This window comes from Phenylobacterium sp. (assembly GCF_036563285.1).
Lineage (GTDB): Bacteria > Pseudomonadota > Alphaproteobacteria > Caulobacterales > Caulobacteraceae > Phenylobacterium.
In genome coordinates this window covers 376,770-400,639 of the sequence record NZ_DATCMR010000006.1, presented here as the reverse complement: position 1 = coordinate 400,639, position 23,870 = coordinate 376,770, and the positions used below count along the sequence as shown (strand labels likewise).

Here is a 23,870-nt window from a genome sequence, read left to right as displayed (position 1 = left end):
CAAGGTGGAGAAGGACCCAGACCAACCGCCGGTTGAAGCCCCCGATCTACCCATTTTGGGGATACGGGTACGCCCGCTGCGACAACCCGCCACGCTACGGTCAAGCTGTGGCGCGGCGGTCCTGCGCGAGCTGCTCCCAGGGCGCGGTCACGCCGAGCCTCGCCAGGGCGGCGAACATGCGCCGCACGTGCATATGGTTCTCGGCCATGAGCCGCACGAAGTTCTCGCGGGCGAGCACGTGGGCGGGCACGAGGAGGCCGTCGGGCGTCTTCTGGCAGAGCCGGTCCTCGACCAGCCGGGCGACGTGCCGGCGCACGGTCTCGTGCGGCACCTGCAGGCGCGTCGAGAGCGCCGCCACGGTGACGGGCCGCCGCAGCTCGTCCGGCACGAAGCTGGCGGGGCCCCCGAGGTCGGTGCCGCGCTCGTCGTCGGGCAGGTGCTCGGTGTTGGCGCGGATGATGTCGAGCAGCACCAGGCCGCGGACCAGGTCGCCGACCTGCACGCAGATGACGTCGGTGATCCGCAGCACATAGTCGGAGGAGACCCGTGCGACTGCCCTCACGGGCTGGGCGGCTGGGCCGTCCGGCGCGGCGATCGCCGCCACCTCGTCGAGGGCCCCGAGCCGCCGCAGGCGCAGGTAGAAGTCGCGGATCAGGTCGTGGTTGGCGATCATCACCGCCTTGTGCGCCGGGTTATTCAGCATCTCGCCGGTGACGTAGACGCCCTGCGGCGTCAGCTCGAAGCCGCCGCCCCTGGCCATGGCCGCCACCCGCCGGCGGACCGTCTCGTAGGGCAGCTTCAGGGACTGGGCGACGGCGCTGACGCTGACCGGCCGGCGCAGCTCGTCGGGCGGCAGGCTCTCGTAGTCGGCGTAGGCCCGCTGCAGGGCCGGATCGCTGGCCAGCGGCGTCACATTGGCCTGCACGATGGCCAGCGTGATCAGCCCGTCCAGGAACTCGCGGTCCATCCGGCCGGTGCGGATGATGTCCAGCAGGAAGGCGACGGAGATCCGCCCGAGGACACGGAGACTGGTGAGCGGCGCCTGGGCGGTCATGCGGGCCTTACCAGCGATTTGCGCAAGCGCTCAGCCTCAGGCGCTTCGCGCGCCCTTGGCAAGCGCCTGCACGGTCGCAGGCCCGATTAGGAGGCCGAGGTCTCCGAGCCCTGGTTCGCCTTGGCGTCCACGCCGTCGGCCTTGCTCAGGCCCGCGGGAGGCGACGCCGCTGCGGCGTCCGCGGTGGCTTCCGCCGCGGGCTTGGCGGCCTGGCCCGCGTCCGCCGCAGGCTCGATCACCGCCGAGGTCAGGCGGATGTCCGCCGGGCCTTCGCCGGAGCCGGCAGGCAGGCTGGCGAGCACGGTCTCAGCCGGCGTCGCCTGGATGATCTGGCCCGGCTTCCGGCGCGGATTGAACCGATAGAAGACGTGCAGGCCCACCTGCGCCACGCGGCGCATCTGCGGGCCCCAGGCAGGCGCCACGGCGGTGGTGTGGAAGTGCGTCGCCGAGCCCACGTCGGCCAGGGCCACGCCCGCCAGGGTGCGCGAGGCGATCTTGCGGGCCCGGGCCCAGGCCTTGGCCTCGCGGCGGGCGCGCATGGAGCCGTCGCAGGCGAAGCTGAACTGGCAGCCGGTGCGGCGCTGCGAGCCCTGGAACACCACGGCGCAGACCGACTTCGGGAAGGCCGGGTGCTTCACGCGGTTCATCACCACCTGGGCGACCGCCGCCTGGCCCTGCACGGTCTCGCCGCGGGCTTCGTAGTAGACGGCCGTGGTGAGGCAATCGAGCTCGCTCGAATAGCCGCCACGGCGCTTGCCGGCGAGGCGGTCGCGCACGGGCTCGCCGGCGGCGACGCCGGTGGCGCTGGCCAGGCGCAGGACGCCCGGCTGGCCGGCATCGCGCTGCAGCATGTCCGAATAGCTCGACTGAGCCTCGGCCAGGCGCGTGGCGCGGTTATATTCGACGGCAGCCTCGCCGAGGCCCCCAGCCATGTAGGCGGCCCCAAGGCCCAGGCCGACGCCCGAGCCGATCAAAGCGGCGCTCACCAGCACGCGCCATTCGGCGCCTGCCTGCGTTCCAACTTTCAAGATTATCGCGTCCCGAACAGCGAGGGCCCTCGGCCCCCCCACAATTTGTCGCCCCGGTCGCCCCTGCTCATGCTGGCAGCGCCCGCCGGGCTGCCCAGCCCCGGACTCGTTGGGGGCGGGCGACGGCAAAAGGTGAATGATGTATGAAGGAACTTGCGCAGCATGGCAAGTACATATTGCAATGCAACATAGGTCTGCGGCGCGGTTTCCGGTCGTCCCCTTTTGATCCACTCAGGCGAAGCTCGGCGCAAGAGGTGCGCCAGTTCATGGTGAAACCGGAACCTTGAATGGTACGGCTCCGTTACTTCAGCCGCTATTCCCTGGATTGGAGGACTTCCATGCGCAACCTGCTCCTGCTCGCCGCCGCCGCCGGCGCCATCACGACCCTTTCCGCCTGTGGGCACACCACCGAGCAGAAGGCCGCCACGGGCGCCGTCGCCGGCGCGGTGGTCGGTGGCCCGGTGGGTGCGGCCGTGGGCGGCGCGGCCGGCGCAGCGGTCGGCAAAGTGACCGAAGAGACGAAGCGGTAGGACGTGGGCGCGGCGGCGAGCCGATGGCCGCCGCCGCGTGACGCGCGTCACATCCGCAGCCCAAGCTTGGCCGTATCTCCCGCTGCGAAAGCAACGGGGGACACGATGCGTCATCTCTTCATCGCCGTGATCGCGCTGGGCGCCAGCCTGTTCGTGGCCGTGAGCCGCGCCCACGGCATCTACTAGCGCGTCGCGCCCACTGCCGGGCCACCTGCGCTCCGGCCGCGGACCAGCCACCAGAGGTCACGCGCCGCCGAGAAGGCCATTCCGAGCGCCGCGAACGAAAGGCCGATGGTCAGGCCGAGGTTCAGACCGTAGTCGACCTCCGCCGCTTTCGCCGATGGCCCGCTGACCTCCACCAGAGGCCCTCCCTGCAAATACACCACCAGCGCCAGCGCCGCCGCAACGTGCCAGGCGAAGGAGGCGCTGACAGTGAGGCGGTTCCAGGATGGGCGGATCAGCTCCACCGCGCTGAGGGCCATCCCGGAAATCGCGAGCCACAGTACGGGCCTGTGCATCAGCTCGCGCATCGGACCGCCGGCGAACACCAGGCCGTCGTGCTGGGGATTAAAATTGGTCCACTGCGTCACGCCCGTCCACCAGCCGATGAAGACGATGAGCCCGACCAGCTCCAGAGCGGCGTCGAAGCGCGATTTGCGGGGCTTGAAAATGGGAGCCGGGAGCCGGTGTGGGCTCCAGCGGTGCAGCTTGGCCACCGCGCCGGTGTGCTCGACGAGCACGAAGCCCAGGGTGATCCACCCCACGGTCGCGACGAGCGCGGTCACGAGGTTGCCGATGGCGTCGCCCACTGCGTCGCCAGGGGCTGCGGCGGTGGCGATCATCACCGCGCCGAGGATCACGTGGATGATCGCGACGATGCTGAGCACCGTTCGAAGGGCGAACCAGTAGAACGGGAACACCTCTGGCCCGATCAGCTGGTTGAACTTGCGGTACCGCCCGGCGACCACCAGCGGGTGGCCGAAGGCGACGAGCAGCTCCTCCGTCTCGCGGCGGTCGAGCGGGCGGCCCAGCTCGGCCTCCTTGTCCTCGATCTGGGACATCAGGACGTCGCGCAGCTCAGCGGTGACATCGGCCTTCTGCTCATCCGGAAGCTGGCTGCGGATAGCGCCTAGGTAGCGTTCGATGAGGTCCATCAGGGCTCTCCTTTCAGGATGCCGGATAGGGACGCGTTGAGGCCCCGCCACTCTGCGGTGAGCCGTTCCAGGATCTGCCCGCCCTCGTCCGAGAGCCGATAGAAGCGCTTGTTCCGCCTGTCCTCCTCGCGCCACTCGCTGGCGAGCAGACCCTGCGATTCCAGGCGGCGCAGCATGGGGTAGAGCGCGCCCTCCTCGATCTCCACGCCCGCCTCGGCCAGCGCCTTGCGCAGGGTGTAGCCGTAGTGCTCGTCCTTCAGCTGCCCGAGGACGGCCAGGATCAGTGAGCCGCGGCGCAGCTCCTGGCGGAGGGTTTCGAAGATGTCGCCATCGTTGGGCATGCTGTGCGCCGTATACTGTGTGCCGCACACTGTCCAGCACATACTGTGCGGCACAAGGTACTTTCCGAAACGGGGGGAGCCTGTACGGTGTAAGCTACAAGCCTGGGAGGCCTCGGATGCGCATCTTCACCCTCACCGGCGCGCTCGCGCTCGCCCTGCTCGTCGCCGGCCCGGCCGCGGCCCAGCAGGACAAATACGCCACCAACAACGGGGTGAAGATCCACTACGTCGTCCAGGGCAAGGGCCCCCTCGTGGTGATGATCCACGGCTTCCCGGACTATTGGGGCAGCTGGAAGCCTCTGATGGCCGAACTCTCGAAGGCCGGCTATCGGACAGCGGCGCTGGACACCCGCGGCTACAACCTCTCCGACAAGCCCAAGGGGGAGGCCGCCTACGCCATGCCTCACCTGATCGGCGACGTCGCCGCGGTGATCGCCGCCGAGGGCGAGAAGAACGCCGTGGTGGTCGGCCACGACTGGGGCGCGGCCATAGCCTGGCAGACGACCTTCGCGAGGCCGGACCTGGTCAACAAGCTGGTCATCCTGAGCGTCCCGCATCCGACCGGTATGGCCCGAGAGCTGGCCACGAACCCCGACCAGCAGAAGAACAGCGCCTACGCGCGCAACTTCCAGAAGGAGGGCTCGGAGAAGAGCCTCACGGCCGAGGGGCTGGCTGGCTGGGTCAAGGATCCGAAGGAGAAGGCCGGCTACGTCGAGGCCTTCAAGCGGTCCGACTTCGCCGCGATGATGAACTACTACCGCGCCAACTATCCGCGCGGGGTCGGCGAGGGCGCGGCCCCGCCCCCTGCCCCGCCGAAGGTGAATGTGCCGGTGCTGGTGATCCACGGGATGAAGGACACGGCGCTGAACGCCGCCGGGCACTCCGGCACCTGGAACCAGGTCACCAGGGACACGACCATCGTCATGATCCCGGATGCCGCCCACTTCGTGCAGCACGACGCCGAGAAACTCGTGAACCGGACGATCCGCGACTGGCTGGTGGCGCGGCGCTAAGGCGCGTAGCTGGAGCGGATCTTCACGCCCCAACGGCCGTCCTGCAGGGTGACCACGTAGATCGAGTCGAAGCCGCCGATCACCGAGCCGTCCTTCCGGTAGCGGGTGAAGCGGGTGTCGATGTGCACCTTGTCGGGGCCGGCGTGGATCACGTCGCGGCGCTCCCAGGCGGAGTGGTCCCATTCGGCGAGCGCGCCGGTGGTGAAGCGGTCGGGCTGCATGTCGCCCGCGTTCAGGATCACCAGCTGGTTCGAGGCCAGCCGCACGCTCGGGAAGTTGAAGGTCTTCTCGAAGGCCGGGATGTCGCGGGCGTTGAAGGCGGCCATGAAGTCGTCGAGCACCTTCTGGGCCGCGGCGATGGCGTCGGAGTGCGGGTGGACGGACATGCGCTCAGGCTAGCGCGACACCTGTTCGTAGTCCCAGTCCATCGTCCTTGGCCCGACGCGCTGCGTCCCGTCGAAGAACTGGCGGTGCGTGGGATAGAGCGCGCGGTCGTTCTCGTGCCACTCGTAGGTCACCTGGCAGATGGCCGGCCCGGCGCCGCCGGGGCAGTAGCTTCCGTGCTGGTGGGTGATCAGGCCGCGCGGCACGACGCTGAAGCCCATCACCTGGCGCTCCATGAGCATCCGCGGCGGGCCGCCCGAGGCGAGCCAGACCTGGATGACCGCCCCTCCAGTGCCCTGCCAGTTCTGCGACGTGCCGACGCTCTCGCAGAGGCCGCGGCCGAACATCACCACGTACTCCGGATGGCCGCCGCCGGTGATCTCGACCGGCTCGAAGGCGCGGTCCGGAAGAACAACCCGGCCGCACTCCGGATAGAGCCGGTTGGCCTCGGCTCTGATGACATCCCTCACCCCGCGCGGGTCCGGCTGACCTTCCGAGCCGACCACCCGCGTGGGCGCCAAGGGGTCGCCAAGTCCAGACGGAGGGGTGGGCCCAGCGCATGAGGCGAGCAGCAGGACGAGCGGCAGGAGGCGGCGCATTGAGCGAGGTTCGCCGACACCGGCTGTACCGCGGCTGAATAATCGACCAGCGGCAGGGATCATGCTGCCAGGCAGCTGTCAGCAGCGGGGTGGCAAAGAGGGAGTGGAGGACCTACCTTGCAGCCCCTGATGCCCCGCAATGTGATCGAAGCTCCCCCGTCCGGCGGCGTGGCCGATTTCTCGGCCGCGTTCGACTACGACGAGAACACCATGCCGCTGCTGTGGAAGCCCCACAGGCCCGCCCGTCCGGCGAAGTCCGAGGGCGGGCGGCGGTTCAAGCTCGTCAGCGACTACCAGCCGGCCGGTGACCAGCCGCAGGCGATCAAGGAGCTCGTCGAGGGGTTGGAGGGCCGCGAGCACGACCAGGTGCTGCTGGGCGTCACCGGCTCGGGCAAGACCTTCACCATGGCCAAGGTGATCGAGGAGACTCAGCGGCCGGCGCTGATCCTGGCCCCCAACAAGACGCTCGCCGCGCAGCTCTATTCCGAGTTCAAGAGCTTCTTCCCCGAGAACGCGGTGGAGTTCTTCGTCTCCTACTACGACTACTACCAGCCCGAGGCCTACGTGCCGCGGACCGACACCTACATCGAGAAGGACAGCTCCATTAACGAGCAGATCGACCGCATGCGGCACTCCGCGACGCGGGCGATCCTGGAGCGCGACGACGTCATCGTGGTGGCCTCCGTGAGCTGCATCTACGGGATCGGCTCGGTCGAGACCTACACCGCCATGACCTTCAGCCTCGAGCCCGGCATGCGGGTGGACGAGAAGAAGCTCATGGGGGACCTGATCGCGCTGCAGTACAAGCGCAACGACCAGGCCTTCGAGCGCGGCACGTTCCGGCGGCGCGGCGACACCATCGAGATCTTCCCGGCCCACTACGAGGACCGCGCCTGGCGCATCAGCCTGTTCGGCGACGAGATCGAGGCCGTCACCGAGTTCGACCCGCTGACCGGCAGGAAGACCGCCGACCTGCATGGCGTGAAGATCTACGCCAACAGCCACTACGTGACGCCGCGTCCCACCCTGAACCAGGCGATCAACGGCATCCGCGCCGAGCTGAAGGAGCGCCTCGACTGGCTGGTGGCCAACGGCAAGCTGCTGGAGGCCCAGCGGCTGGAGCAGCGCACCACCTTCGACCTGGAGATGATCCAGGCGACGGGCTCGTGCGCCGGCATCGAGAACTACTCCCGCTACCTGACCGGCCGCCGGGCCGGCGAGCCGCCGCCGACCTTCTTCGAGTACATCCCCGAGAACGCCCTCCTCTTCGTCGACGAGAGCCACCAGACGGTGCCGCAGATCGGCGGCATGTACCGGGGCGACTACCGGCGGAAGTTCACGCTCGCCGAGTACGGCTTCCGCCTGCCCTCGGCGATCGACAACCGGCCGCTGAAGTTCGAGGAGTGGGACGCCATGCGCCCCGACACGGTGCACGTGTCGGCCACCCCCGCCTCCTGGGAGATGGAGCGCACCGGCGGCGTCTTCGTCGAGCAGGTGATCCGCCCCACCGGCCTGATCGACCCGCCGGTTGAGGTGCGCCCGGTGTCCCAGGGCGGCTTCAGCCAGGTGGATGACGTGATCGACCAGGTCCGCCAGACCAACGCCAAGGGCTACCGCAGCCTGATCACCGTCCTCACCAAGAAGATGGCCGAGGACCTGACCGAGTACATGCACGAGCAGGGCCTACGGGTCCGCTACATGCACTCCGACGTCGACACCATGGAGCGGATCGAGATCATCCGCGACCTGCGGCTCGGCGCCTTCGACGTGCTGGTCGGCATCAACCTGCTGCGCGAGGGCCTCGACATTCCTGAGTGCGGCCTCGTGGCGATCCTCGATGCCGACAAGGAAGGCTTCCTGCGCTCCGAGACCTCGCTGATCCAGACCATCGGCCGGGCCGCCCGGAACGTGGAAGGCCGCGTGATCCTCTACGCCGACCATGTCACGGGCTCCGTGGAACGGGCCATGGCCGAGACGAAGCGGAGGCGGGAGAAGCAGGAGGCCTACAACCGCGAGCACGGCATCACGCCGGAGAGCGTGAAGAGCCGGATCAAGGAGATCCTGGCCTCCCCTTACGAGAAGGACCGGGTCACCGTGCCGGTGGGCGTCGCCGAGGACGGCAAGCCGTTTATGGGCGACAACTTCAAAACCACGCTCAAGGACCTCGAGGCGAAGATGCGCGAGGCCGCCGCCAACCTGGAGTTCGAGACCGCCGCGCGCCTGCGCGACGAGATCAAGCGGCTGAAGCTCCTCGACCTGGAGTTCGCCAACGAGATGATCACCGCCGAGGGCGAGCAGGTGGACAAGGGCGCGGTGAAACGCGTCCGCGCCGAGGCCCGCGCCGAGAAAGCCGCCGAGTTCCGCAAGAAGCGGCGGTAGGCTGCCACCGCCAAGCCGCCGGCGGAGCGGCGAGGCCGCTCGGTCGACCACGGACCACACGGACAACACGGAACGGCGCTCGGCTGACGGCCGCACCGTCCTGAGCGACGTTTCGCGGCAGGTTTCCGCACGCGCGCGTGCCGCGCCCATACGTGCGCGGGCGCATGCGCGAGAATTCACTTATCAAAGACCGAGCGACACGCGACAGGCCAGCACAGCCTAAGGTCGCTCCGGCCGATCCTCCAAAAAATTGCTGAATCTATTTTTGGGCCGAGCGCCGCGCGCCCTAGGTGAAGTGCTCGGCGATGGTGTCGTCCTCACGCCGCAGGCGGTAGAGGGCGGCCGCCAGCGCTGCGGTGGCCACGGCCATGAGCCCGGCGAAGGGGGCCGCGATCATCGGGGTCTCCCCCACCCGCCCGCTGGTGGCGGCCTGGATCCCGAACACCATCAGGATGACGAACGGCACGCCCGCCAGCAGGATCGCGCCCAAGATGTAGCCCCAGAAAGCCCGCTGCATGAGCTTCCACGACTTGCCGGGCGTGACCTGGGCGTCGCCGACTAGCACGCCGATCGGCCAAAGGATCAGCTTCAGCGCCACGTATATCCAGACCAGGTAGCCAATCATCATCACCAAGGAGCGCCACGCCGCGCCCATGGCCGCCGCGGGATCGGCCGCGTCGGCCGGAGTCCCCATGAGGAGCTTGGCGGCCACGCTCGGCACAAAGGTCGCCAGGGTCATGATCAGCACGAAGGTGAGGAAGCCAGCGTCCACGCCGAGCGGCTTGTCGAGCAGGATGCGGATGATGGCTCCGGACAAGAGGCCCCCCAGCAGCGCCCCCACGAACGTGGTGGCCAGGTAGGCGGGCGAGAAGGCCGGAGCCGTGACCGTATCGTAGGTGTTCATCATCCAGTAGGCGCCGGCGGACGCCGCGGTGATCAGCAGCCAGATCACCAGCACCGGCGCCCAGTGGGCCTTGATCAGCTTCAGGGCCCGGCCCGCCTGTTTCGGGCCGGAAAGGCCCGGCAGCCGGCCGTCGTCCCAGAGATCGCTCGTCGTGCTCATGTGAATGCCCTCCCCCGTCGCGGGGGAGCAGACCCCGCCGCACCGGAGGCGTCAATGAACGGCGTTCAGGCAGGCGAGAGCGGCTCGCCCAGCACCCGCGCGCGCCAGACGGCCGCGGCGATGCCGGCGCACAGGGTGACCCAGGCGGCGGTGATGGCGTGCTCCAGCAGGACGAGCGGCAGGGCCGCGCCGTCGCTGTCGAAGCCCGACGGCAGCATGACGATGAAGTAGAGCGGCAGCAGCGGCAGGAAGCCCAGGATGAGCGCTCCGATGTAGGCCCAGGTGGTGTGCTTCATCAGGGCCCAGGAGCGCCGGGCGGTGATCGTCCCATCCCCCAGCAGGTAGCCCATCGGCCACAGGAGCAGCTTGGTGAAGACGTAGATCAGCGCGATCAGCACGGCGAAGAAGGCGAACACCCCGAACGCCTGGGCCATCTCCGAGGGGTCCGACGCGGCCACGAAGCCGGTCAGCGCGATCGAGATCACCGAGGCGACCATCGCCAGCACGACGTAGATCACCAGCCCCCGGTCCAGGGCGAACCGGCCCCTGCCCTCCTGCAGCATGGCCCGGATCATGAGGCCGGTGACCACCGACGTCGCCAGCGCCACCAGCCCCTCATAGGCGAAGTAGGCGGGTTTCAGCGCGTCGAAGCTGGACGCCGACACCGGCGCCCCCAGCTCCCGCGTCGAGAGCCGGATCGCGGCGGTGGCGGCGGCGAGGATCAGCGCCAGGATCGCGAGGCTGGAAATGTGCGCCCGCACGTTGCGGAAGCCGGCGGCTATGAGGCGTGTAGGGCCGAGCGGAGGCGGCGCAGACCAGATTTCAGGCGCCTCCGCGCCGGCGCCTAGCTCCGTTTCGACCGCTTCCTCAGCCATCGCGCTCCTCCGTTAAAGCCATCGCGCTCCTCCGTTAACCTGAATGCACCAAGTCGAGGACGCTCGGTCAACTGCGCCCGCCCCTGCAGCGGGGCTGAAGGGCGCCCCAGAAAACTTCGCCCTCGGAAGCTGTGCCTTGGCTCACAGCTTAACTTTATGGCGTGGCGCCAAATCCCCACTTCTCTGGGACTGGCGCCGTTCATGTACGGGTCAGGGAACCTGTGCTGTCGTCGTTCGTAAACGGGACAGCAGGAACCTGGTCTCCTTTTGGTCGCTTCATCGGGAAGCGGGAGGGGGCCACAGACCTGGGTTGGGGATTTGAGGTATTACAGGATGTCACCGTCTCTCAGTGTGGTCGCCGACAACGACCTTAAGACTTCCACCAGCGCTCCCAAGGCCGAGACCGTCGCCCAACGCGTGCGCCGTCTCCAAGCGGAAGCCAAGCAGCTGGCCAAGGATCATATCCGCGCGCTGAATCAAGCGCTTGTGGACGTGGAGCAGCTCGCGGCCGAGATTTCGGAAGGCGGCGACGCCTATCCGCCCGGCGTGCGCGATCTCGCCCGTCGTCTGGTCGAGGACTGCGAAATGCGCGTCCAGACCCTGGAGGCCATCGTCGCCCGCACCTAAGCGGGGGACGAGCTTTCGCAGGCTTCCCCGACCGTCTGCGCAGCAGCGGCCGGGCCCGATCTGGAGATGGGGCCCGGCCGGCGCAGAACGGGGATATCCCGGAAAAGGGCGGTAAGTCGGCGCCCTATCCGGAGACCCTCCTGTTCAGGGGGTCGCCTGCCCGGAGCGGTTAACCGGATTTCGTAAGGTTGAGGGCCTCCGCGGCCCTTTTTTCATGCCCGGCTAGTTCAGCAGGTCGCGGTAGTCGTGGCTGCGGCGCAGCCAGGCGGCGGCGTAGCCGCAGATGGGGGTGATCTTCAGGCCCTGCTGCTTCACGTCCTCGGCCAGCGCCTTCATCAGGCGGCCGGCGGCGCCGGTCCCGCGCAGCGCCGGCGGGCTCTCCACGTGCATCAGATAGAGACGGCCGTCCCGCATCTGGTAGTCGGCCCAGGAGGTCATGCCCTCCTCGTCCATCTCGTAGCGGCCGGCGGAGGCGTCGTTGCGAAGCTCGCTCATTTCCAGGTCTCCTCGTGCGCCGAAACCGGCGCAGGCCGGGATTTGATCCCGAAAGCGGCCCCGACGCTCACTTCCGGCGGCCGCGGAAGCCCGGCGAGGTGACGGCGGCGATGACACCGCCCAGCACCCTGCCCTCGTCCTCGGCCATAGCGGTCAGGGCCTGCGCCTCGCGCGCCAGGGCGTCGAGATCTCGGTCAAGGAACATGTAGCGGCGGAACAGGAAGATGGGCCGGTCCCAGGCCGGATCGTCGCCGACGATCTGCGAGGCGTCGGCCGCCGGCGCCAGGGTGGTCAGGTACGGGATCGCCAGGGCCACCTTCAGGCGGCCGTCGTGGCTGAGGTCGCGCAGGTAGAGGTCGATCGGCCGTGAGAGGTCGGCGGCGGCCAGCGCCTCCCACACCTTCCGCTTGGACGAGCCGCGCACGACGTAGCCGGTGGCGCCCGCGAAGGGCCGGTCCTTCAGGTCCATGACCCCGAACCGGCCTTCGGCCGCCAGCGAATTGCGGGCGCGTGCGACCGTGACCATAAGGGCGGCGTCGAGGATGGCCCCTTCCGTGAGCAGCAGGTCCCAGTCGCCGGGCTGGGCCAAGAGCTGGCCGACGGCGGCGAAGGTCCGCGGCGCGAAGGCGACATCGTCCTCCATGACCATGACGGGCTCGTCGTCGGCCAGGCTGGCGGCGAGCGCCTCACGGTGGCTGTGGAAGCAGCCCTGGGCTCCGGGCCGCAGCGGGCTTGGCATGCCCTTGTAGCCGGGGCCGAGCCCGGCGAAGCGCTCCAGCCGCCAGCCGTGCGGCTCAGCGGCCGCGAAGGAGGCCTCCACCGCGCGCCGGCGGTCCGTCGCGGCGTCGAGGTTGATGTATCGGCAGACGGGCATCGGCCCTGCCTAGCCCACCCCGCGTCCGGTGTCAGGCCAGCTCGACGGCCATGGCGGTGGCTTCGCCGCCGCCGATGCACAGCGAGGCCACGCCCTTCTTGCCACCGGTCTGTTCGAGCGCGGAGAGCAGTGTCGCCAGGATGCGGGCGCCCGAGGCGCCGATGGGGTGGCCCAGCGCGCAGGCCCCGCCGTGGATGTTGAGCTTCTCGCGCGGGATGGCGAGGTCGCGCTCGGCGATCATGGCGACCACCGCGAAAGCCTCGTTGATCTCGTAGAGGTCGACCTCGTCACCGCTCCAGCCGGCGCGCTTCAGCGCCTTCTGGACGGCGGGGACCGGGGCGGTGGTGAACAGGCCAGGCTCGTGGGCGTGGGCGCCGTGGCCGCGCACGTAGGCGACCACGTTCATGCCGAGCTTCTTCGCCACGCTCTCGCGGGTCATCACCAGGGCCGCGGCGCCGTCGGAGATGGAGCTGGCATTGGCCGCCGTGATGGCGCCGTCCTTGGCGAAGGCGGGCTTCAGGGTCGGGATCTTGGCGGGATCGGCCTTCATGGGCTGCTCGTCCTGCTCGACGAGGACCGCGCCCTTGCGGGTGACCACCTCGAAGGGGACGATCTCCTTCTTGAAGGCGCCGGACTCGGTGGCCGCCTTCGCGCGCTTCAGTGAGGTGATGGCGTAGTCGTCCATGGCCTCGCGGGTGAACTGGTACTGCCTGGCGGTCTCCTCGGCGAAGGAGCCCATCAGCCGGCCGGGCTCGTAGGCGTCCTCCAGGCCGTCCAGGTACATGTGGTCGTACAAGGTGTCGTGGCCGATGCGGGCGCCGCCGCGGTGCTGCTTCGACAGGAACGGCGCGTTGGTCATGCTCTCCATGCCGCCGCCGACAATCACGTCGGCCGTGCCGGCGGCCAGCGCGTCATGGGCCAGGATCGCAGCCTGCATGCCGGAGCCGCACATCTTGTTGACCGTGGTGGCCTCCACCGACGTCGGCAGGCCGGCGCCGATGGCGGCCTGGCGGGCTGGCGCCTGGCCGAGGCCCGCCGGCAGCACGCAGCCCATCAGGATCTGCTCGACGGCCTCGGGGCCGACGCCCGCGCGGTCCACGGCGGCGCGGACGGCCGCGGCGCCGAGCTCCGTGGCCTTCACGGGGGCGAGCACGCCCTGGAAGCCGCCCATGGGCGTGCGGGCGTAGGCGGCGATGACGACGGGGTCGGAGGACTGGGTCATGGGGGAGATATAATTCAGCGGTCGGTGAAGCGCGAGGGCGCCCTTCCCTCCCCCAATGGGAAGGGGCAGACCGCCGCTAGGCGGTCGGGGTGAGGAAGTGGGGTCAGACTCTGAGGTCGACGCTTGCCCGCACTCCTCGCCCGGCGCGCCTGCGGCGCGCTATCCCTCCCGTCGAGGGGAGGGAAATCAGAGCGCTCGCTTCGTGCTTGCGATGAAGCCGCCGCCGAGGACGCGGGAGTCCTGCTCCGGGGCGTAGAGGACGCAGGCCTGACCCGGCGCGACGCCTTCTTCCGGGGTGTCGAAGGCGACACCCGGCACGCCGTCCACCAGCGACAGGCGGCCGGGGACGGGCTCTCTCGTGGAGCGGACGCGGGCGAGGACCGGGCGCGCGGCGGCGCAGGCGGCCGCGATGGAGGCGGCGTCGCCGATCCAGTTCGTTTCCTTCAGCGTCAGGGCATGCGTCAGCAGGGCCTCGCGCGGGCCAACGATCACCTGGCGCTTGTCGGCGTCGATCTTCACCACGAACAGCGGGTCGCCGACGGCGATGTTCAGTCCCCGCCGCTGGCCGATGGTGTAGCGGGTGACGCCCTCGTGGCGGCCGAGCACGCGGCCGTCGAGGTGGACGATGTCGCCGGCTTCGGCGCCGTGCGGGCGCAGGCGGTCGATGATGGTGGTGTAGCGGCCTTCCGGCACGAAGCAGATGTCCTGGCTGTCCGGCTTGTCCGCCACCGACAGGCCCAGATCGGCAGCGGCGCCGCGGACAAGCGGTTTCGGCAACCCGCCCAGCGGGAAGCGCAGGAAGTCGAGCTGCTCCGCCGTCGTGGCGAACAGGAAGTAGCTCTGGTCGCGCGCCGGGTCGGCGGCCCGGTGCAGCTGGGGGCCGTTCGGGCCCAGCTTGCGCTGGACATAGTGGCCGGTGGCCATCGCCTGCGCGCCGAGGTCGCGCGCGACGTCCAGCAGGTCGCGGAACTTGACCGTCTGGTTGCAGCGCACGCAGGGGATCGGCGTCTCGCCGCGCAAGTAGGCGTCGGCGAAGTCCTCGATGACCTGCTCCTTGAAGCGGCTCTCGTAGTCGAGGACGTAGTGCGGGATGCCGATGGCCTCGGCGGCCATGCGGGCGTCGTGGATGTCCTGCCCCGCGCAGCAGGCGCCCTTCTTCTGGATCGCCGCGCCGTGGTCGTAGAGCTGCAGCGTCACGCCCACCACGTCGTAACCGGCCTTGGCGAGCAGGGCGGCGGTGACGGTGGAGTCCACCCCGCCGCTCATCGCCGCCACAATCCGGGTCCCGGCGGGCAGGCGCACGGCCTCGTGAGCGGCCTCGATGAGGCCGTCCGGAGCGTCGCGGACCAGGGTCAGGGCGTCGACCATCGGCGCTATGTAGCGGCTGGGGCTGGATTTTTCGAGGGGCGGCGCAGCGAAAGGCAGGACGGCGCCGAAGCGTCACAATTCTTCCCGCCAGCGTCACAGAATGGCGGCAAAGCTACGCCATGGTGGCCCGCATAGCGATGGAGGCGCTTAGATGAGCTGCTACCGGATCTATGTCCTCGACCAGAAGGACCGCATCGCCGCCGAGCTGGAGGAGCCGTTCGCCAGTGACCGCGCCGCCCTGGTCTGCGCCGAGGTGGCCCGCATCGGCCAGTACGCAGCCGAGGTCTGGAAGGGCGAGCAGCTGGTCGGCCGGCTCGGCGGGGTCCTGCCCCTCGAGTTCGCTACTTGAGGAAGTTGAGCAGCGAGGTGCTCTGCAGCGTCAGGAACACCTGCGCCGCGGACTGAACCGCCATCTGGGCGGCTTCCAGGTTCACCGCGGCCTTGGCCATGTCGGCGTCGACAATGTCGCCCATCATGCCCGCCAGCGTGGTCTGCCGGGTCACCAGGTCGTCCTTCACCTTGTCCACCCGCTGCCGCACCAGCCCGTTCTTGCCGACGTCCAGCGTCAGGTCCGAGCGGATGGTGTCCCAGGAGGCGAGCTGACCCTGCAGGAAGGTGCGCTGGGCGTCGGTGAGCCGGCCGTTGAACGGCCCGTCGACGCTCTCGTGGAAGCCCTGGACGGCCTGCAGGCCGGTGAGGAAAGGCTCGAGGATCTCGTGGGCCAGCATGCCGGTGGTGACGGTGGTGGAGTCGTCGAGCTTCGCCTGCGGCTTGAAGGTGTCGTTCTGGAAGAACAGCATGATGATCCCGGGCGGAAGGGTCAGGTCGCTGGTCTGCTGGGCGGTGACCGGCTTGGTGTCGACGCGGCCGCCCGCGAACAGGTACTTGCCTCCGTAGCGGGTGTTGGCGCCCTCCACCGCGTTGCGCATGTGGGCGTTCAGCTCCTCCATCAGGGTGTCGGCGCGGTCCGAGGCGATGGCGTCCAGGATCGCCTGGCGGGCGCCGTTGGCGGCCTCCATCATCTGGTTCAGCGCCATGTCCTGGGTGGCCAGCTTGTCCCCGATCAGCTTGTTCTGCTCGGCATAGACGTCGAGCCGCGTCTGCAGCGAGCGCATGCCGGTGAGCATCTCGGCGGAGCGGGCGTAGTCCTTGAGGTCCTTGCCGTTCTTCTGGGTGGCGACCTGCTCGCCGGCCTCCGCCTGGCGAGACTGGGCGGCCAGCAGGTTCTGCAGGACGGCGGAATAGTTGCCGACGGTTGAGACGCGGGTGACCATCTAAGCGATCCTCATCAGACCATCTTGACCAGGACCTCGAAGAGGTCGCTGGCCGCCTGGATCATGCGGGCGGAGGCGTTGAACGCCTGCTGGTAGGAGGTGAGGCGCACGAGCTCCTCGTCGAGGTTGACGCCCTCGACCGCCTGGCGGCGCGCGGTGGCCTCGGTCCGCACGGCGTCGGCGGAGGTCTTGCGCATCTCCGCGGCGTTGGCTTCGCGCCCGATCGAGCCGCCGAACTCGGCGGCGTAGCGGGCGACCGTCATAGTCACCTGGCCCAGCGAGCCGGCAGGCTGGAAGGTGGTGTCCACGTCGCCCGCGTTGGAAATAGCCAGGGCGCCGCGGCCGTCGCCCGGCCGGATCGACAGCGCACCGATGCCGACGGTGGCGTCCACCTTGCCGAGCGCCAGCTTGGTCGGGTCGTTCACCAGGGTGGAGTTGACGCTGAAGCGGTTGGCGCGTGCGTTGCGCTCCAGCACGCCCAGGCCGAACAGCTGGCTCATGGACGGACCGCCGACGCCGCGGGAGGTGGTGTCCTGGACAACCGAGATGGTGCCGTCGGCCGGCTGGGTGGGCGTGTACTTGAGCACCCCGTTGGCGGCGAGCGCGAACTGGCCGAACAGTCCGACGCCGGTGGTGGTCCCGTTCAGCTCCGCGAGCAGGCTCGCCATGGTGGCGCCCGCCGGGACGGTGACCGTGACATTGCGCACCGGGCGGCCGTCGCCCTGGGCGATGGCGAACTGGATGGTCTGGCCGGCCGTGAAGCCGTGGTTGCTGGCGCTCGTGAGGCCGGTCTCGTAGGTCGTGTAGCCCTGGGCCTTCACCAGGTCGTTGAGGCCGAAGTAGTGCGAGAAGGCGCGGCCCGCCTTCATCGAGGTGCCTTCGTCGATGGCGATGCCATTGCCGGCCGCCGTGCCGATGCTCAGCGCGCCGTTGGCGTTGAAGGTGGCCGAGCCGCCGGGGCCCAGCGCCGTCGTGAGCACGGTCACGAACGTCGCCGGGGTGAAGAGGACCGGCGCCCCGGCGTTGACGCTCAACGAACCCGTATCGAAGTTGATCGCCACCGTGCGCTGCAGATTGCCCGAGGCGCTCTGCACGGTGACCGTCGTGGTGCCGGTGAAGCCGCCAAGAGCCGTGGCGATATCGAGCCCGGTGTCCCGACCGGTCAGGGTCTGCGGGGCCGGCACCGGGGTGGCGGCGTTGTGCGCCGCGTTCAGCTTGTCCACCGCGCGCGAGACGAACTCGCCCAGCTGGTCGGACAGGGCCGGCAGCTCGGTGTTCCTGAGGTCCAACATGCCGCGGATGCCGCCGGCGTTGATCTGGATCGCCTGCGGCGAGCCCAGGCCGCCCGCCGGCGTCGCCAGGATGTAGCCCTTGGTGGAGTCCGTGCGCTCGTAGGAGAGCGTCGCCGACCCGTCGCCGGACAGCTTCACGCCCTCCGCCGAGCGGATGGTCACCCCGCCCTGGGGACGGGGGATGACCTGGACGCTCATCATCGCCGACAGCTCGTCGATCAGTCCGGCCTGGATGTTCTCCGAGCCGGAGGAGTCCTGCTCGATCAGCAGGGCCCGGGAGATGTCGGAGTTCAGCGTGTTGATCTGGGCGAGCAGGGCGTTCGCCCGCTCGATGTCGGCGCTGACGCGGACATCGACGGTCTTGGCCAGCTCCTTGATCTGCGTGTTGATCCGGCCAGTCTCGGAGAGGAAGTCCTCGACGTAGCCCAGCGCCTGGTTGCGCAGCAGGGTGGAGGACGGGTCGTCCGCCGAAGCGGCGAAGGCGCCGTAGGCCGCATCCAGGCGGTTGAAGAAGAAGCCTTCGCTGGAGGGGTCGCCGAACAGCGCCTGGGCGTTGTCCAGGTACTGGGAGAACACGTCCCAGCGGGCGCTCTCGGAGGAGGCGGTGAGGCTGGCCAGCTGCAGGTACTGATCGGTCACCCGCTTGATGCCGGTGACCTCCACGCCCATGCCGGTGCCGTTCACGACCACCGGGCGCTGGTCGACCGTCTTGCGGGTGTAGCCGGCGGTGTTGACGTTGGAGATGTTGTCCGAGATCGCGCGCATGCCGGTCTGCGCGGCGAGCAGGCCGGAGGTCGCGGTCTTCAGGGTCACGGTGAGCGACATCGACGAAGGTCTCCGCCCGGCAATCCCTGCGCAGTCCGGCCGTTCTTGCCGGGGCTCATTTGGGAGCGCGCACGCGAGGCGCCGGAAAAAGTCCTGGGAATTCAGCGTCGGCCCGTTCGAGGCGCCGCTGGTCCCGGGTCATCAACCGCAAGGGCGATGCCAGCACGCGGGAGCGCCCGGGCTGGGCGGCAGCTAACGACCCGGCGACCCTGCAAGCCCGGCAATTTCAGCCGCGACAAGGGCCGCTCAGAACCGTCCGCTATAGCCGAAAGCTCAACGAAAACAGCGACGTGAATCTCTGGCGCAAAGGTTGCTCGGCAAGGTCCGAATGAGCGCGGCGCAGCAAGCGCCTAAACCGCAGGCCCGCCAGAGGCAAACCCCAGTGACCGCGTCCGTGCCCACCGTTTCCGCCATCGCCGCCCCAGGGCAAGCCCCCGCCTCCGGCGGCGCGGCGCAGCCCGCCGTCGGAGGCTTCGACCTGCTTATGGCCGCCTTCTCCGGCCAGGGCGAAGCCGCGGCTGGCGATCCGGCGCTGGCGGGGCTGATGCAGGCCGCCGGGCTCGCGACGCTGCCGGCCGGCGACGCCGTTGCGGCGCCCGCGGATGGCGAGGAGGCGCCTGCCTCCGAGTTCGCCGAGGCTGCCCCCGCCCAGGTCGACCCCGAGGCCGCCTTGGCCCTGCTGGCCGTCATGACCATTGCGGCCCCTGAGCCGCAGGCGCCCGTCGCCGCCACCGTCGCAACCTCGGTTGAACCCGAGGCGCCGCCGGCCTGGGGCCGGGACAAGGCCCCCGGCGCGCCGGCGGCCCCAGCGCTGGCCCACGCCGATCCGGAAGCCGGGCTCGAGGCCGAGGCGACCGAGCCTGCAGGCCAGGACGCCACCGCGCACGAGCCCGGCCGCTCCGCCGAAGCCCACGCCCCACGCGAGGGCGGGCTCGGTCCCCGGACTTCCGCACCCGCCCCGACCGCCGCCGCCGCCAACACGACCGCTCCGGCCAACCCGGCCGCGCCGGCGACCACCGCTGCGCCGCCGCCGGTCGGCGCGGCGCCCGCACCCCCGGTTCAGCCGCAGGCCCAGCCGCAGACCCAGCCGCAGACCCAGCCGCAGCCTGCCACGCCGCCCGTGACCGCGGCCGCCGCGCCGGAAGCGGTCGAAGCCGCAGCCGTGGCCGTGGCCGCGCCGCCGGCGCCGCGCGAGAAGACGCCGGCCAGGTCCGAGCGCGCTCAGTCGGCCGATACGCCGACGGCTCGCGTGGACGCGGCGAGCGGAGGCGCGCCCGCGCCCCGCGTCGGCGGCGCGCAGACCTTGGTGACCGCCGAGCCGGCCAGGGCCGAGCCAGCCGGAGTCGAAGCCGCCGCTCTGGAGGCGGCCACCGTCGAGCCCGAGGCCGAGGCGCCGGACGCCCAGGGCCCGGCGCAAGCCGCGTCGACTGCGTCGTCCAGCGCGCCTGCGGCCGCGGCGGCCCATACCCCGGTGCGCGGCTCGCCCGAGACGGTGGCGGCGATGGCCGCTCAGATCATCAAGAAGCTAGACGCCCGCTCCACCCGCTTCGACCTGGAGCTGCATCCGGCCGACCTCGGGCGCGTCGACGTGCGGATCGAGATCAACCACCAGGGCCGGGTCTCCGCCGCCATGGCCTTCGACAACCCGCAGGCCGCCGCCGAGCTGAAAGGCCGCGCCGGCGAGCTGCAGAAGGCGCTGGAGCAGGCGGGCTTCGACCTCTCCGGCGGCATGTCCTTCGACGTGGCCGGCGACCAGGGGCGCGGCCAGCAGCACCTGGCCGACCAATGGGCCGACCGCGAGCCCGCGCCCGGCTTCCGCGGCAAGGCTTTCGAGGCTGCGCTGGCCACCGCCGGCGAGGCCGACACCGGCGCGGCGAGCGCGCTCAACCTGCGCCGGGGCCTCCGCTCCGGCGTGGACGTCCGGATCTAGGGGAGGACCACCGCATGGCCGTCGACGCCACAGCCGCCGCAGGCTCCACCTCCGCCGTCTCCAGCGCGCTCGGCCGCACGCGCCTGGCCGAGAACTTCGACACCTTCCTGACCCTGCTGACCACCCAGCTGAAGAACCAGGACCCGCTGTCGCCGATGGATTCCAACGACTTCACCCAGCAGATGGTCCAGATGACCGGGGTGGAGCAGCAGCTGCTCACCAACGACCTCCTGAACAAGCTGATCGGCAACACCTCTTCGGGCATCTCCACGGCGGTGAGCCTGATCGGCAAGGAAGTCCGTGCGGTCAGCGACGAGGCGGCGCTCAGCGGCGGCCAGGCCAAGTGGACCTACAAGCTCGACAGCGAAGCCGCCGACGTGAAGCTCGAGATCCTGGATTCCAAGGGCCGCATCGTGAAGACGCTGGCCGGCGACAAGCAAGCCGGCGAGCACGCGCTCACCTGGAACGGCAAGGACTCCAACGGCGTCCAGCTCGGCAACGGCGGAACCTACACCCTGCGCGTGAAGGCCACCGACACCTCGTTCGCTGAGGTGAAGTCCACCACCTTCGTGCAGGGGACGGTCACCGGGGTCGAGCAGATTGACGGCGCGTCCTTCATCGCCATCAACGGCGGCATGGTCCCGTGGGACCGCGTCACCCGCGTCGCCCAACCCTCCACCGCGCCGGGAGCCTCCTCCTGACGCAGCCCCCTCCCACTCGGCCGGCTGAACGCCGGCCGCCGCGACGGCCCAAAGGCGCCGTTCCGCAACCGCAGCAGGCGGATCTCTTCAGAAACAGAACGGAAGTGATCCCATGAGCATCAACTCAGCCATGCTCGCCGGCGTGTCGGGCCTGGTGGCCAACTCGTCCGCGCTGGCCGCCATCTCGGACAACATCGCCAACGTCAACACCGTCGCCTACAAACGGAACCAGGTGAACTTCGCCACCCAGGTGACCGCGCAGGTCGCCGGCAAGTACTCGGCCGGCGGCGTGCAGGGGGCCACCCGGCAGTACGTCAGCCAGCAGGGCCTCATCCAGAGCGCCACCTCGGCCACGGACCTCGCCATCTCCGGCGACGGCTTCTTCATCACCACCCAGAAGACGACGGGGCTCACCGCCGGCGACGCGCGGCTGTTCACGCGCTCCGGCTCCTTCTCGGTGGACGCCGCGGGCTACCTCGTCAACGACGCCAAGCTCTACCTGCAGGGCTGGCCTCTGCAGGCGGACGGGACCTACGACATCAACCCGTCGGACCTGACCAAGCTGTCGCCGATCAACGTGAAGAACCTCGGCGCGGCGGTCGCGCCGACCACCACCGTCGAGATCAGCGCCAACCTCAACAAGGAGCAGCCCGTATCGGCGCTCGAGGTGGGCTACGTCGGAAACGACACGACGGCGAACTCGATGGCCGACTACGCGGCCGGCGTCGTCGGCGCGACCCGCGCGCCCGACTTCCTGGTCGAGATGAATGTGATCGACTCCGTCGGCGGCTCCCACAAGCTCGCCCTCGCGGTCATGAAGGACGACGCTGCGAGCCCGAACACCTGGCACGCGGAGATCTACGCCGTGCCGGCGAGCGACGTGACGCCTGCGGCCGGCTTCGACACCGGACAGCTGGCGCGAGGCAGGATCGTCTTCAACCCGGACGGCACCATCAACCTGGGCGCAACGACGCTGCCGATGACGCTGAACGTGGGCGCCTCCACCGCCGGCGCGGGGCCGAAGTGGTCAACGGCCCTGGGCATCGCCGCCCAGGACATCGCCCTCGATCTGAGCAAGCTCACCCAGTACGCCTCGGCCTCCACGGTGAACTCGGTGAACGCCGACGGCGCGACGGTAGGCAACGTGGTCGGCGTGCAGGTGGACGAGGAAGGCGTCGTCTCGGCGATCTTCGACAACAGCCAGGTCCGCGAAATCGCCAAGATCGCCGTGGCCATGTTCCCGAACGTCGACGGGCTGAAGTCCGTGAGCGCCAACGCCTACCGGGCCGCCCTGCCCGCCGGCCAGATGGTGATCAAGGAGCCAGGCGTCGGCGCCGGCCGGATCGCGCCCTCCAGCCTGGAAGCCTCCACCGTCGACCTGTCGGCGGAGTTCACCGGCCTGATCACGACCCAGAAGGCCTATTCAGCGTCCTCGAAGATCATCTCCACTGCTGACCAGATGTTGGAAGAGTTAATCAACATCAAGAGATAGGCTTGAGAGTTAATTGAGATTAACTGCTGCGCTTCTGTGTAAGTGTATCATTTTCGTACATGGGGGAGGCCATGGTTAGGCGTTTTTTTACTATCGAGATTCAGCGGCTGTTAGGAGCCGCGGCGTATTGTCCCCATCAACAGTGATGGTGGAAGAGGCGTAGAAGCCCATGTTGCAGCAGCAGCAAGTGCGCACCAACAGTCGTGGGGAGTCCTATGTGATCGGCCCCACCGGTGCGCCGCTCACTCTGAAGGACCTGCCGCCGGCGAATACCGGCCGGTGGGTAATCCGCCGCAAGGCGGAGGTCGTGGCTGCGGTACGCGGCGGTCTCCTTTCCCTGGAGGACGCCCTGGAGCGCTATCGCCTCACGTCCGAGGAATTCCTGGCCTGGCAGGAGTCCATCGACAAGCACGGGTTGGCGGGGCTCCGGACCACGCGCCTGCAACAGTATCGCTGATCTCCTCACCTCCCCCGGAAGGGATCGCGAAGTACCCGGCCCCCGCCACCCCTCCAGGGCGGGGGCCGTTTCTTTGTCCGAAGGTCAGAACGAGGGGCGGCCGGGGCTGACGCTCGTATCGTCGCGCCGCTCGGGCCGCAGGATCCGGCGGATGCGTCCGCCGCCCGGCAGCACCGCCAGCGCCAGGTCGGCGGCCGCGGCAGCCGCGCGGATCGGGCCGGGCATCGCCTGCACCGACGCCGTCGGGTGCTCCATCGACATCTTGGCCGCCGGGCCCGAGCTGCGCAGCCGCGACTTCAGCTGGATGGCCGCGTCGTAGGCGAGTGAGGCGCGCCGCGCGGTGAGCCGGGCGTCCAGCATGGCGACGTCGAGATGGGCGGCGGCGAAGGCGAACAACTCCGCCTCCTCCTCCTTCACATGATGCTCCACGTACTCCAGCAGCACGCGCACCTTGGCGTCCAGCAGGGCGTCCTCGGCGCTGGCGCTCTCCACGTCGGTGACGAGCTGGCGCAGGGTCATGTGCTCGACCACGGCCTCGTCAATCATCTCGGGGGCGGCGCCCGCCTGCCGCAGGGCGGGATAGAAGATCTCCTCCTCCAGCTGGGCGTGGAGGGTGAGCGCCAGGGAAATGCGCTCGGCCAGGGTGACCTTCTCGAGCAGGTCTGAAGCCTGGCGGTACTCCTCGCCCAGGCGGCGCACCTGTTCGTGATCTTTCTTCAGGACTGACAGCTCGGCCGTCGGCGCGGTGTCCTCCTGCGAGGAGCTGAAGGACCTCGGCTCGGGCTGGATGGCGGGTTCGTCTTGCATGGGGTGCTCCTGGTCGCGGGCTCAACCGGGAAATCCGCGGCCGGTTCCGGCGAGCGGAACGGCCCAGCTTCACCTATTTTGGCGCC

At 69.5% G+C, this 23,870-nt stretch carries 24 protein-coding genes; 9 read left to right on the top strand and 15 right to left on the bottom strand.

Annotation, left to right across the window (positions count from 1 at the left end; all coding sequences use genetic code 11):
- Positions 1–100: 100 nt before the first annotated feature.
- Both VIL76_RS06890 and VIL76_RS06885 read right to left on the bottom strand, forming a co-directional pair.
- Entirely contained in the window at positions 101–1,054 is a 954-nt protein-coding gene (locus VIL76_RS06890) for a hypothetical protein (RefSeq protein WP_332044260.1), read from the bottom strand.
- Positions 1,055–1,140: 86 nt separating this feature from the next.
- Positions 1,141–2,082: a cell wall hydrolase gene (locus VIL76_RS06885; RefSeq protein ID WP_332044259.1), complete on the bottom strand. Its 942-nt coding sequence runs from the start codon at positions 2,080–2,082 to the stop codon at positions 1,141–1,143.
- A gap of 338 nt (positions 2,083–2,420) precedes the next feature.
- On the opposite strand from VIL76_RS06885, the gene VIL76_RS06880 reads away from it, so the two are divergent.
- A complete protein-coding gene (locus tag VIL76_RS06880) occupies positions 2,421–2,612 on the top strand; it encodes a hypothetical protein (RefSeq protein ID WP_332044258.1) in 192 nt (63 codons plus the stop codon).
- A 182-nt stretch (positions 2,613–2,794) separates the two neighbouring features.
- Here VIL76_RS06880 and VIL76_RS06875 read toward each other — a convergent pair whose 3' ends face one another.
- Positions 2,795–3,766 carry a hypothetical protein gene (locus VIL76_RS06875; protein ID WP_332044257.1) on the bottom strand — a complete coding sequence of 324 codons (972 nt, stop codon included), beginning with the start codon at positions 3,764–3,766 and terminating at the stop codon, positions 2,795–2,797.
- Complete coding sequence (locus tag VIL76_RS06870) at positions 3,766–4,107, bottom strand: PadR family transcriptional regulator (RefSeq protein ID WP_332044256.1); 342 nt, start codon at positions 4,105–4,107, stop codon at positions 3,766–3,768. Before VIL76_RS06870 ends, VIL76_RS06875 begins: the two co-directional genes overlap by 1 nt.
- A 116-nt stretch (positions 4,108–4,223) precedes the next feature.
- Here VIL76_RS06870 and VIL76_RS06865 point away from each other — a divergent pair, with 116 nt between their 5' ends.
- Positions 4,224–5,120 (top strand): alpha/beta hydrolase, encoded by an 897-nt coding sequence (locus tag VIL76_RS06865; protein ID WP_332044255.1) that lies wholly within the window; start codon positions 4,224–4,226, stop codon positions 5,118–5,120.
- Here the strand turns inward: VIL76_RS06865 and VIL76_RS06860 are convergent.
- Positions 5,117–5,506, bottom strand: coding sequence for a hypothetical protein (locus tag VIL76_RS06860; protein ID WP_332044254.1), 390 nt, complete (start codon positions 5,504–5,506; stop codon positions 5,117–5,119). The two genes, VIL76_RS06865 and VIL76_RS06860, sit on opposite strands and share 4 nt — an antisense overlap.
- A gap of 9 nt (positions 5,507–5,515) precedes the next feature.
- Positions 5,516–6,025 (bottom strand): hypothetical protein, encoded by a 510-nt coding sequence (locus VIL76_RS06855; protein ID WP_332044253.1) that lies wholly within the window; start codon positions 6,023–6,025, stop codon positions 5,516–5,518.
- A gap of 207 nt (positions 6,026–6,232) precedes the next feature.
- On the opposite strand from VIL76_RS06855, the gene uvrB reads away from it, so the two are divergent.
- A complete protein-coding gene (uvrB, locus tag VIL76_RS06850; protein ID WP_332044546.1) occupies positions 6,233–8,482 on the top strand; it encodes an excinuclease ABC subunit UvrB in 2,250 nt (749 codons plus the stop codon).
- 286 nt (positions 8,483–8,768) lie between these two features.
- On the opposite strand, the gene VIL76_RS06845 is transcribed toward uvrB, so the two are convergent.
- Together VIL76_RS06845 and VIL76_RS06840 are read right to left on the bottom strand one after the other, a co-directional pair.
- Positions 8,769–9,545 carry a hypothetical protein gene (locus tag VIL76_RS06845; protein ID WP_332044252.1) on the bottom strand — a complete coding sequence of 259 codons (777 nt, stop codon included), beginning with the start codon at positions 9,543–9,545 and terminating at the stop codon, positions 8,769–8,771.
- A gap of 65 nt (positions 9,546–9,610) precedes the next feature.
- Complete coding sequence (locus VIL76_RS06840; RefSeq protein ID WP_332044251.1) at positions 9,611–10,420, bottom strand: hypothetical protein; 810 nt, start codon at positions 10,418–10,420, stop codon at positions 9,611–9,613.
- A 351-nt stretch (positions 10,421–10,771) separates the two neighbouring features.
- On the opposite strand from VIL76_RS06840, the gene VIL76_RS06835 reads away from it, so the two are divergent.
- Positions 10,772–11,047, top strand: a complete 276-nt coding sequence (locus tag VIL76_RS06835; protein WP_332044250.1) for a hypothetical protein — start codon at positions 10,772–10,774, stop codon at positions 11,045–11,047.
- A gap of 222 nt (positions 11,048–11,269) precedes the next feature.
- Here VIL76_RS06835 and VIL76_RS06830 read toward each other — a convergent pair whose 3' ends face one another.
- The 4 genes from VIL76_RS06830 to mnmA all read right to left on the bottom strand — a co-directional run bounded on the left by VIL76_RS06830 (position 11,270) and on the right by mnmA (position 15,006).
- Positions 11,270–11,542 (bottom strand): GNAT family N-acetyltransferase, encoded by a 273-nt coding sequence (locus VIL76_RS06830; protein WP_332044249.1) that lies wholly within the window; start codon positions 11,540–11,542, stop codon positions 11,270–11,272.
- A gap of 67 nt (positions 11,543–11,609) precedes the next feature.
- Positions 11,610–12,416: a hypothetical protein gene (locus VIL76_RS06825; protein WP_332044248.1), complete on the bottom strand. Its 807-nt coding sequence runs from the start codon at positions 12,414–12,416 to the stop codon at positions 11,610–11,612.
- A 31-nt stretch (positions 12,417–12,447) separates the two neighbouring features.
- Positions 12,448–13,638, bottom strand: coding sequence for an acetyl-CoA C-acyltransferase (locus tag VIL76_RS06820; RefSeq protein WP_332044247.1), 1,191 nt, complete (start codon positions 13,636–13,638; stop codon positions 12,448–12,450).
- 186 nt (positions 13,639–13,824) lie between these two features.
- Complete coding sequence (gene mnmA / locus VIL76_RS06815) at positions 13,825–15,006, bottom strand: tRNA 2-thiouridine(34) synthase MnmA (RefSeq protein ID WP_332044246.1); 1,182 nt, start codon at positions 15,004–15,006, stop codon at positions 13,825–13,827.
- A 151-nt stretch (positions 15,007–15,157) separates the two neighbouring features.
- Here mnmA and VIL76_RS06810 point away from each other — a divergent pair, with 151 nt between their 5' ends.
- Entirely contained in the window at positions 15,158–15,355 is a 198-nt protein-coding gene (locus VIL76_RS06810; protein ID WP_332044245.1) for a hypothetical protein, read from the top strand.
- On the opposite strand, the gene VIL76_RS06805 is transcribed toward VIL76_RS06810, so the two are convergent.
- Positions 15,348–16,280, bottom strand: a complete 933-nt coding sequence (locus VIL76_RS06805; RefSeq protein ID WP_332044244.1) for a flagellin — start codon at positions 16,278–16,280, stop codon at positions 15,348–15,350. The two genes, VIL76_RS06810 and VIL76_RS06805, sit on opposite strands and share 8 nt — an antisense overlap.
- 14 nt (positions 16,281–16,294) lie before the next feature.
- Entirely contained in the window at positions 16,295–18,397 is a 2,103-nt protein-coding gene (gene flgK / locus VIL76_RS06800; protein ID WP_332044243.1) for a flagellar hook-associated protein FlgK, read from the bottom strand.
- A 382-nt stretch (positions 18,398–18,779) separates the two neighbouring features.
- Here flgK and VIL76_RS06795 point away from each other — a divergent pair, with 382 nt between their 5' ends.
- From VIL76_RS06795 to VIL76_RS06780, 4 genes are all read left to right on the top strand, one after another.
- Positions 18,780–20,327, top strand: a complete 1,548-nt coding sequence (locus VIL76_RS06795) for a flagellar hook-length control protein FliK (protein WP_332044242.1) — start codon at positions 18,780–18,782, stop codon at positions 20,325–20,327.
- 14 nt (positions 20,328–20,341) lie between these two features.
- Positions 20,342–21,028 carry a flagellar hook assembly protein FlgD gene (locus VIL76_RS06790; RefSeq protein WP_332044241.1) on the top strand — a complete coding sequence of 229 codons (687 nt, stop codon included), beginning with the start codon at positions 20,342–20,344 and terminating at the stop codon, positions 21,026–21,028.
- Between the two features lie 112 nt (positions 21,029–21,140).
- A complete protein-coding gene (locus VIL76_RS06785) occupies positions 21,141–22,520 on the top strand; it encodes a flagellar hook protein FlgE (protein ID WP_332044240.1) in 1,380 nt (459 codons plus the stop codon).
- Positions 22,521–22,689: 169 nt separating this feature from the next.
- A complete protein-coding gene (locus tag VIL76_RS06780) occupies positions 22,690–22,977 on the top strand; it encodes a DUF1153 domain-containing protein (protein WP_332044239.1) in 288 nt (95 codons plus the stop codon).
- Positions 22,978–23,061: 84 nt separating this feature from the next.
- On the opposite strand, the gene VIL76_RS06775 is transcribed toward VIL76_RS06780, so the two are convergent.
- Complete coding sequence (locus VIL76_RS06775; protein WP_332044238.1) at positions 23,062–23,784, bottom strand: hemerythrin domain-containing protein; 723 nt, start codon at positions 23,782–23,784, stop codon at positions 23,062–23,064.
- Positions 23,785–23,870: the final 86 nt, after the last annotated feature.

What these genes read in the sequence shown, in the direction of transcription:
- VIL76_RS06890 (WP_332044260.1), bottom strand. Translation starts at nt 1,054, where the DNA reads ATGACCGCCCAGGCGCCGCTCACCAGTCTCCGTGTCCTCGGGCGGATC.
- VIL76_RS06880 (WP_332044258.1), top strand. Translation starts at nt 2,421, where the DNA reads ATGCGCAACCTGCTCCTGCTCGCCGCCGCCGCCGGCGCCATCACGACC.
- VIL76_RS06875 (WP_332044257.1), bottom strand. Translation starts at nt 3,766, where the DNA reads ATGGACCTCATCGAACGCTACCTAGGCGCTATCCGCAGCCAGCTTCCG.
- VIL76_RS06870 (WP_332044256.1), bottom strand. Translation starts at nt 4,107, where the DNA reads ATGCCCAACGATGGCGACATCTTCGAAACCCTCCGCCAGGAGCTGCGC.
- VIL76_RS06865 (WP_332044255.1), top strand. Translation starts at nt 4,224, where the DNA reads ATGCGCATCTTCACCCTCACCGGCGCGCTCGCGCTCGCCCTGCTCGTC.
- VIL76_RS06860 (WP_332044254.1), bottom strand. Translation starts at nt 5,506, where the DNA reads ATGTCCGTCCACCCGCACTCCGACGCCATCGCCGCGGCCCAGAAGGTG.
- uvrB (WP_332044546.1), top strand. Translation starts at nt 6,233, where the DNA reads ATGCCCCGCAATGTGATCGAAGCTCCCCCGTCCGGCGGCGTGGCCGAT.
- VIL76_RS06845 (WP_332044252.1), bottom strand. Translation starts at nt 9,545, where the DNA reads ATGAGCACGACGAGCGATCTCTGGGACGACGGCCGGCTGCCGGGCCTT.
- VIL76_RS06840 (WP_332044251.1), bottom strand. Translation starts at nt 10,420, where the DNA reads ATGGCTGAGGAAGCGGTCGAAACGGAGCTAGGCGCCGGCGCGGAGGCG.
- VIL76_RS06830 (WP_332044249.1), bottom strand. Translation starts at nt 11,542, where the DNA reads ATGAGCGAGCTTCGCAACGACGCCTCCGCCGGCCGCTACGAGATGGAC.
- VIL76_RS06825 (WP_332044248.1), bottom strand. Translation starts at nt 12,416, where the DNA reads ATGCCCGTCTGCCGATACATCAACCTCGACGCCGCGACGGACCGCCGG.
- VIL76_RS06820 (WP_332044247.1), bottom strand. Translation starts at nt 13,638, where the DNA reads ATGACCCAGTCCTCCGACCCCGTCGTCATCGCCGCCTACGCCCGCACG.
- mnmA (WP_332044246.1), bottom strand. Translation starts at nt 15,006, where the DNA reads ATGGTCGACGCCCTGACCCTGGTCCGCGACGCTCCGGACGGCCTCATC.
- VIL76_RS06810 (WP_332044245.1), top strand. Translation starts at nt 15,158, where the DNA reads ATGAGCTGCTACCGGATCTATGTCCTCGACCAGAAGGACCGCATCGCC.
- VIL76_RS06805 (WP_332044244.1), bottom strand. Translation starts at nt 16,280, where the DNA reads ATGGTCACCCGCGTCTCAACCGTCGGCAACTATTCCGCCGTCCTGCAG.
- flgK (WP_332044243.1), bottom strand. Translation starts at nt 18,397, where the DNA reads ATGTCGCTCACCGTGACCCTGAAGACCGCGACCTCCGGCCTGCTCGCC.
- VIL76_RS06790 (WP_332044241.1), top strand. Translation starts at nt 20,342, where the DNA reads ATGGCCGTCGACGCCACAGCCGCCGCAGGCTCCACCTCCGCCGTCTCC.
- VIL76_RS06785 (WP_332044240.1), top strand. Translation starts at nt 21,141, where the DNA reads ATGAGCATCAACTCAGCCATGCTCGCCGGCGTGTCGGGCCTGGTGGCC.
- VIL76_RS06780 (WP_332044239.1), top strand. Translation starts at nt 22,690, where the DNA reads ATGTTGCAGCAGCAGCAAGTGCGCACCAACAGTCGTGGGGAGTCCTAT.
- VIL76_RS06775 (WP_332044238.1), bottom strand. Translation starts at nt 23,784, where the DNA reads ATGCAAGACGAACCCGCCATCCAGCCCGAGCCGAGGTCCTTCAGCTCC.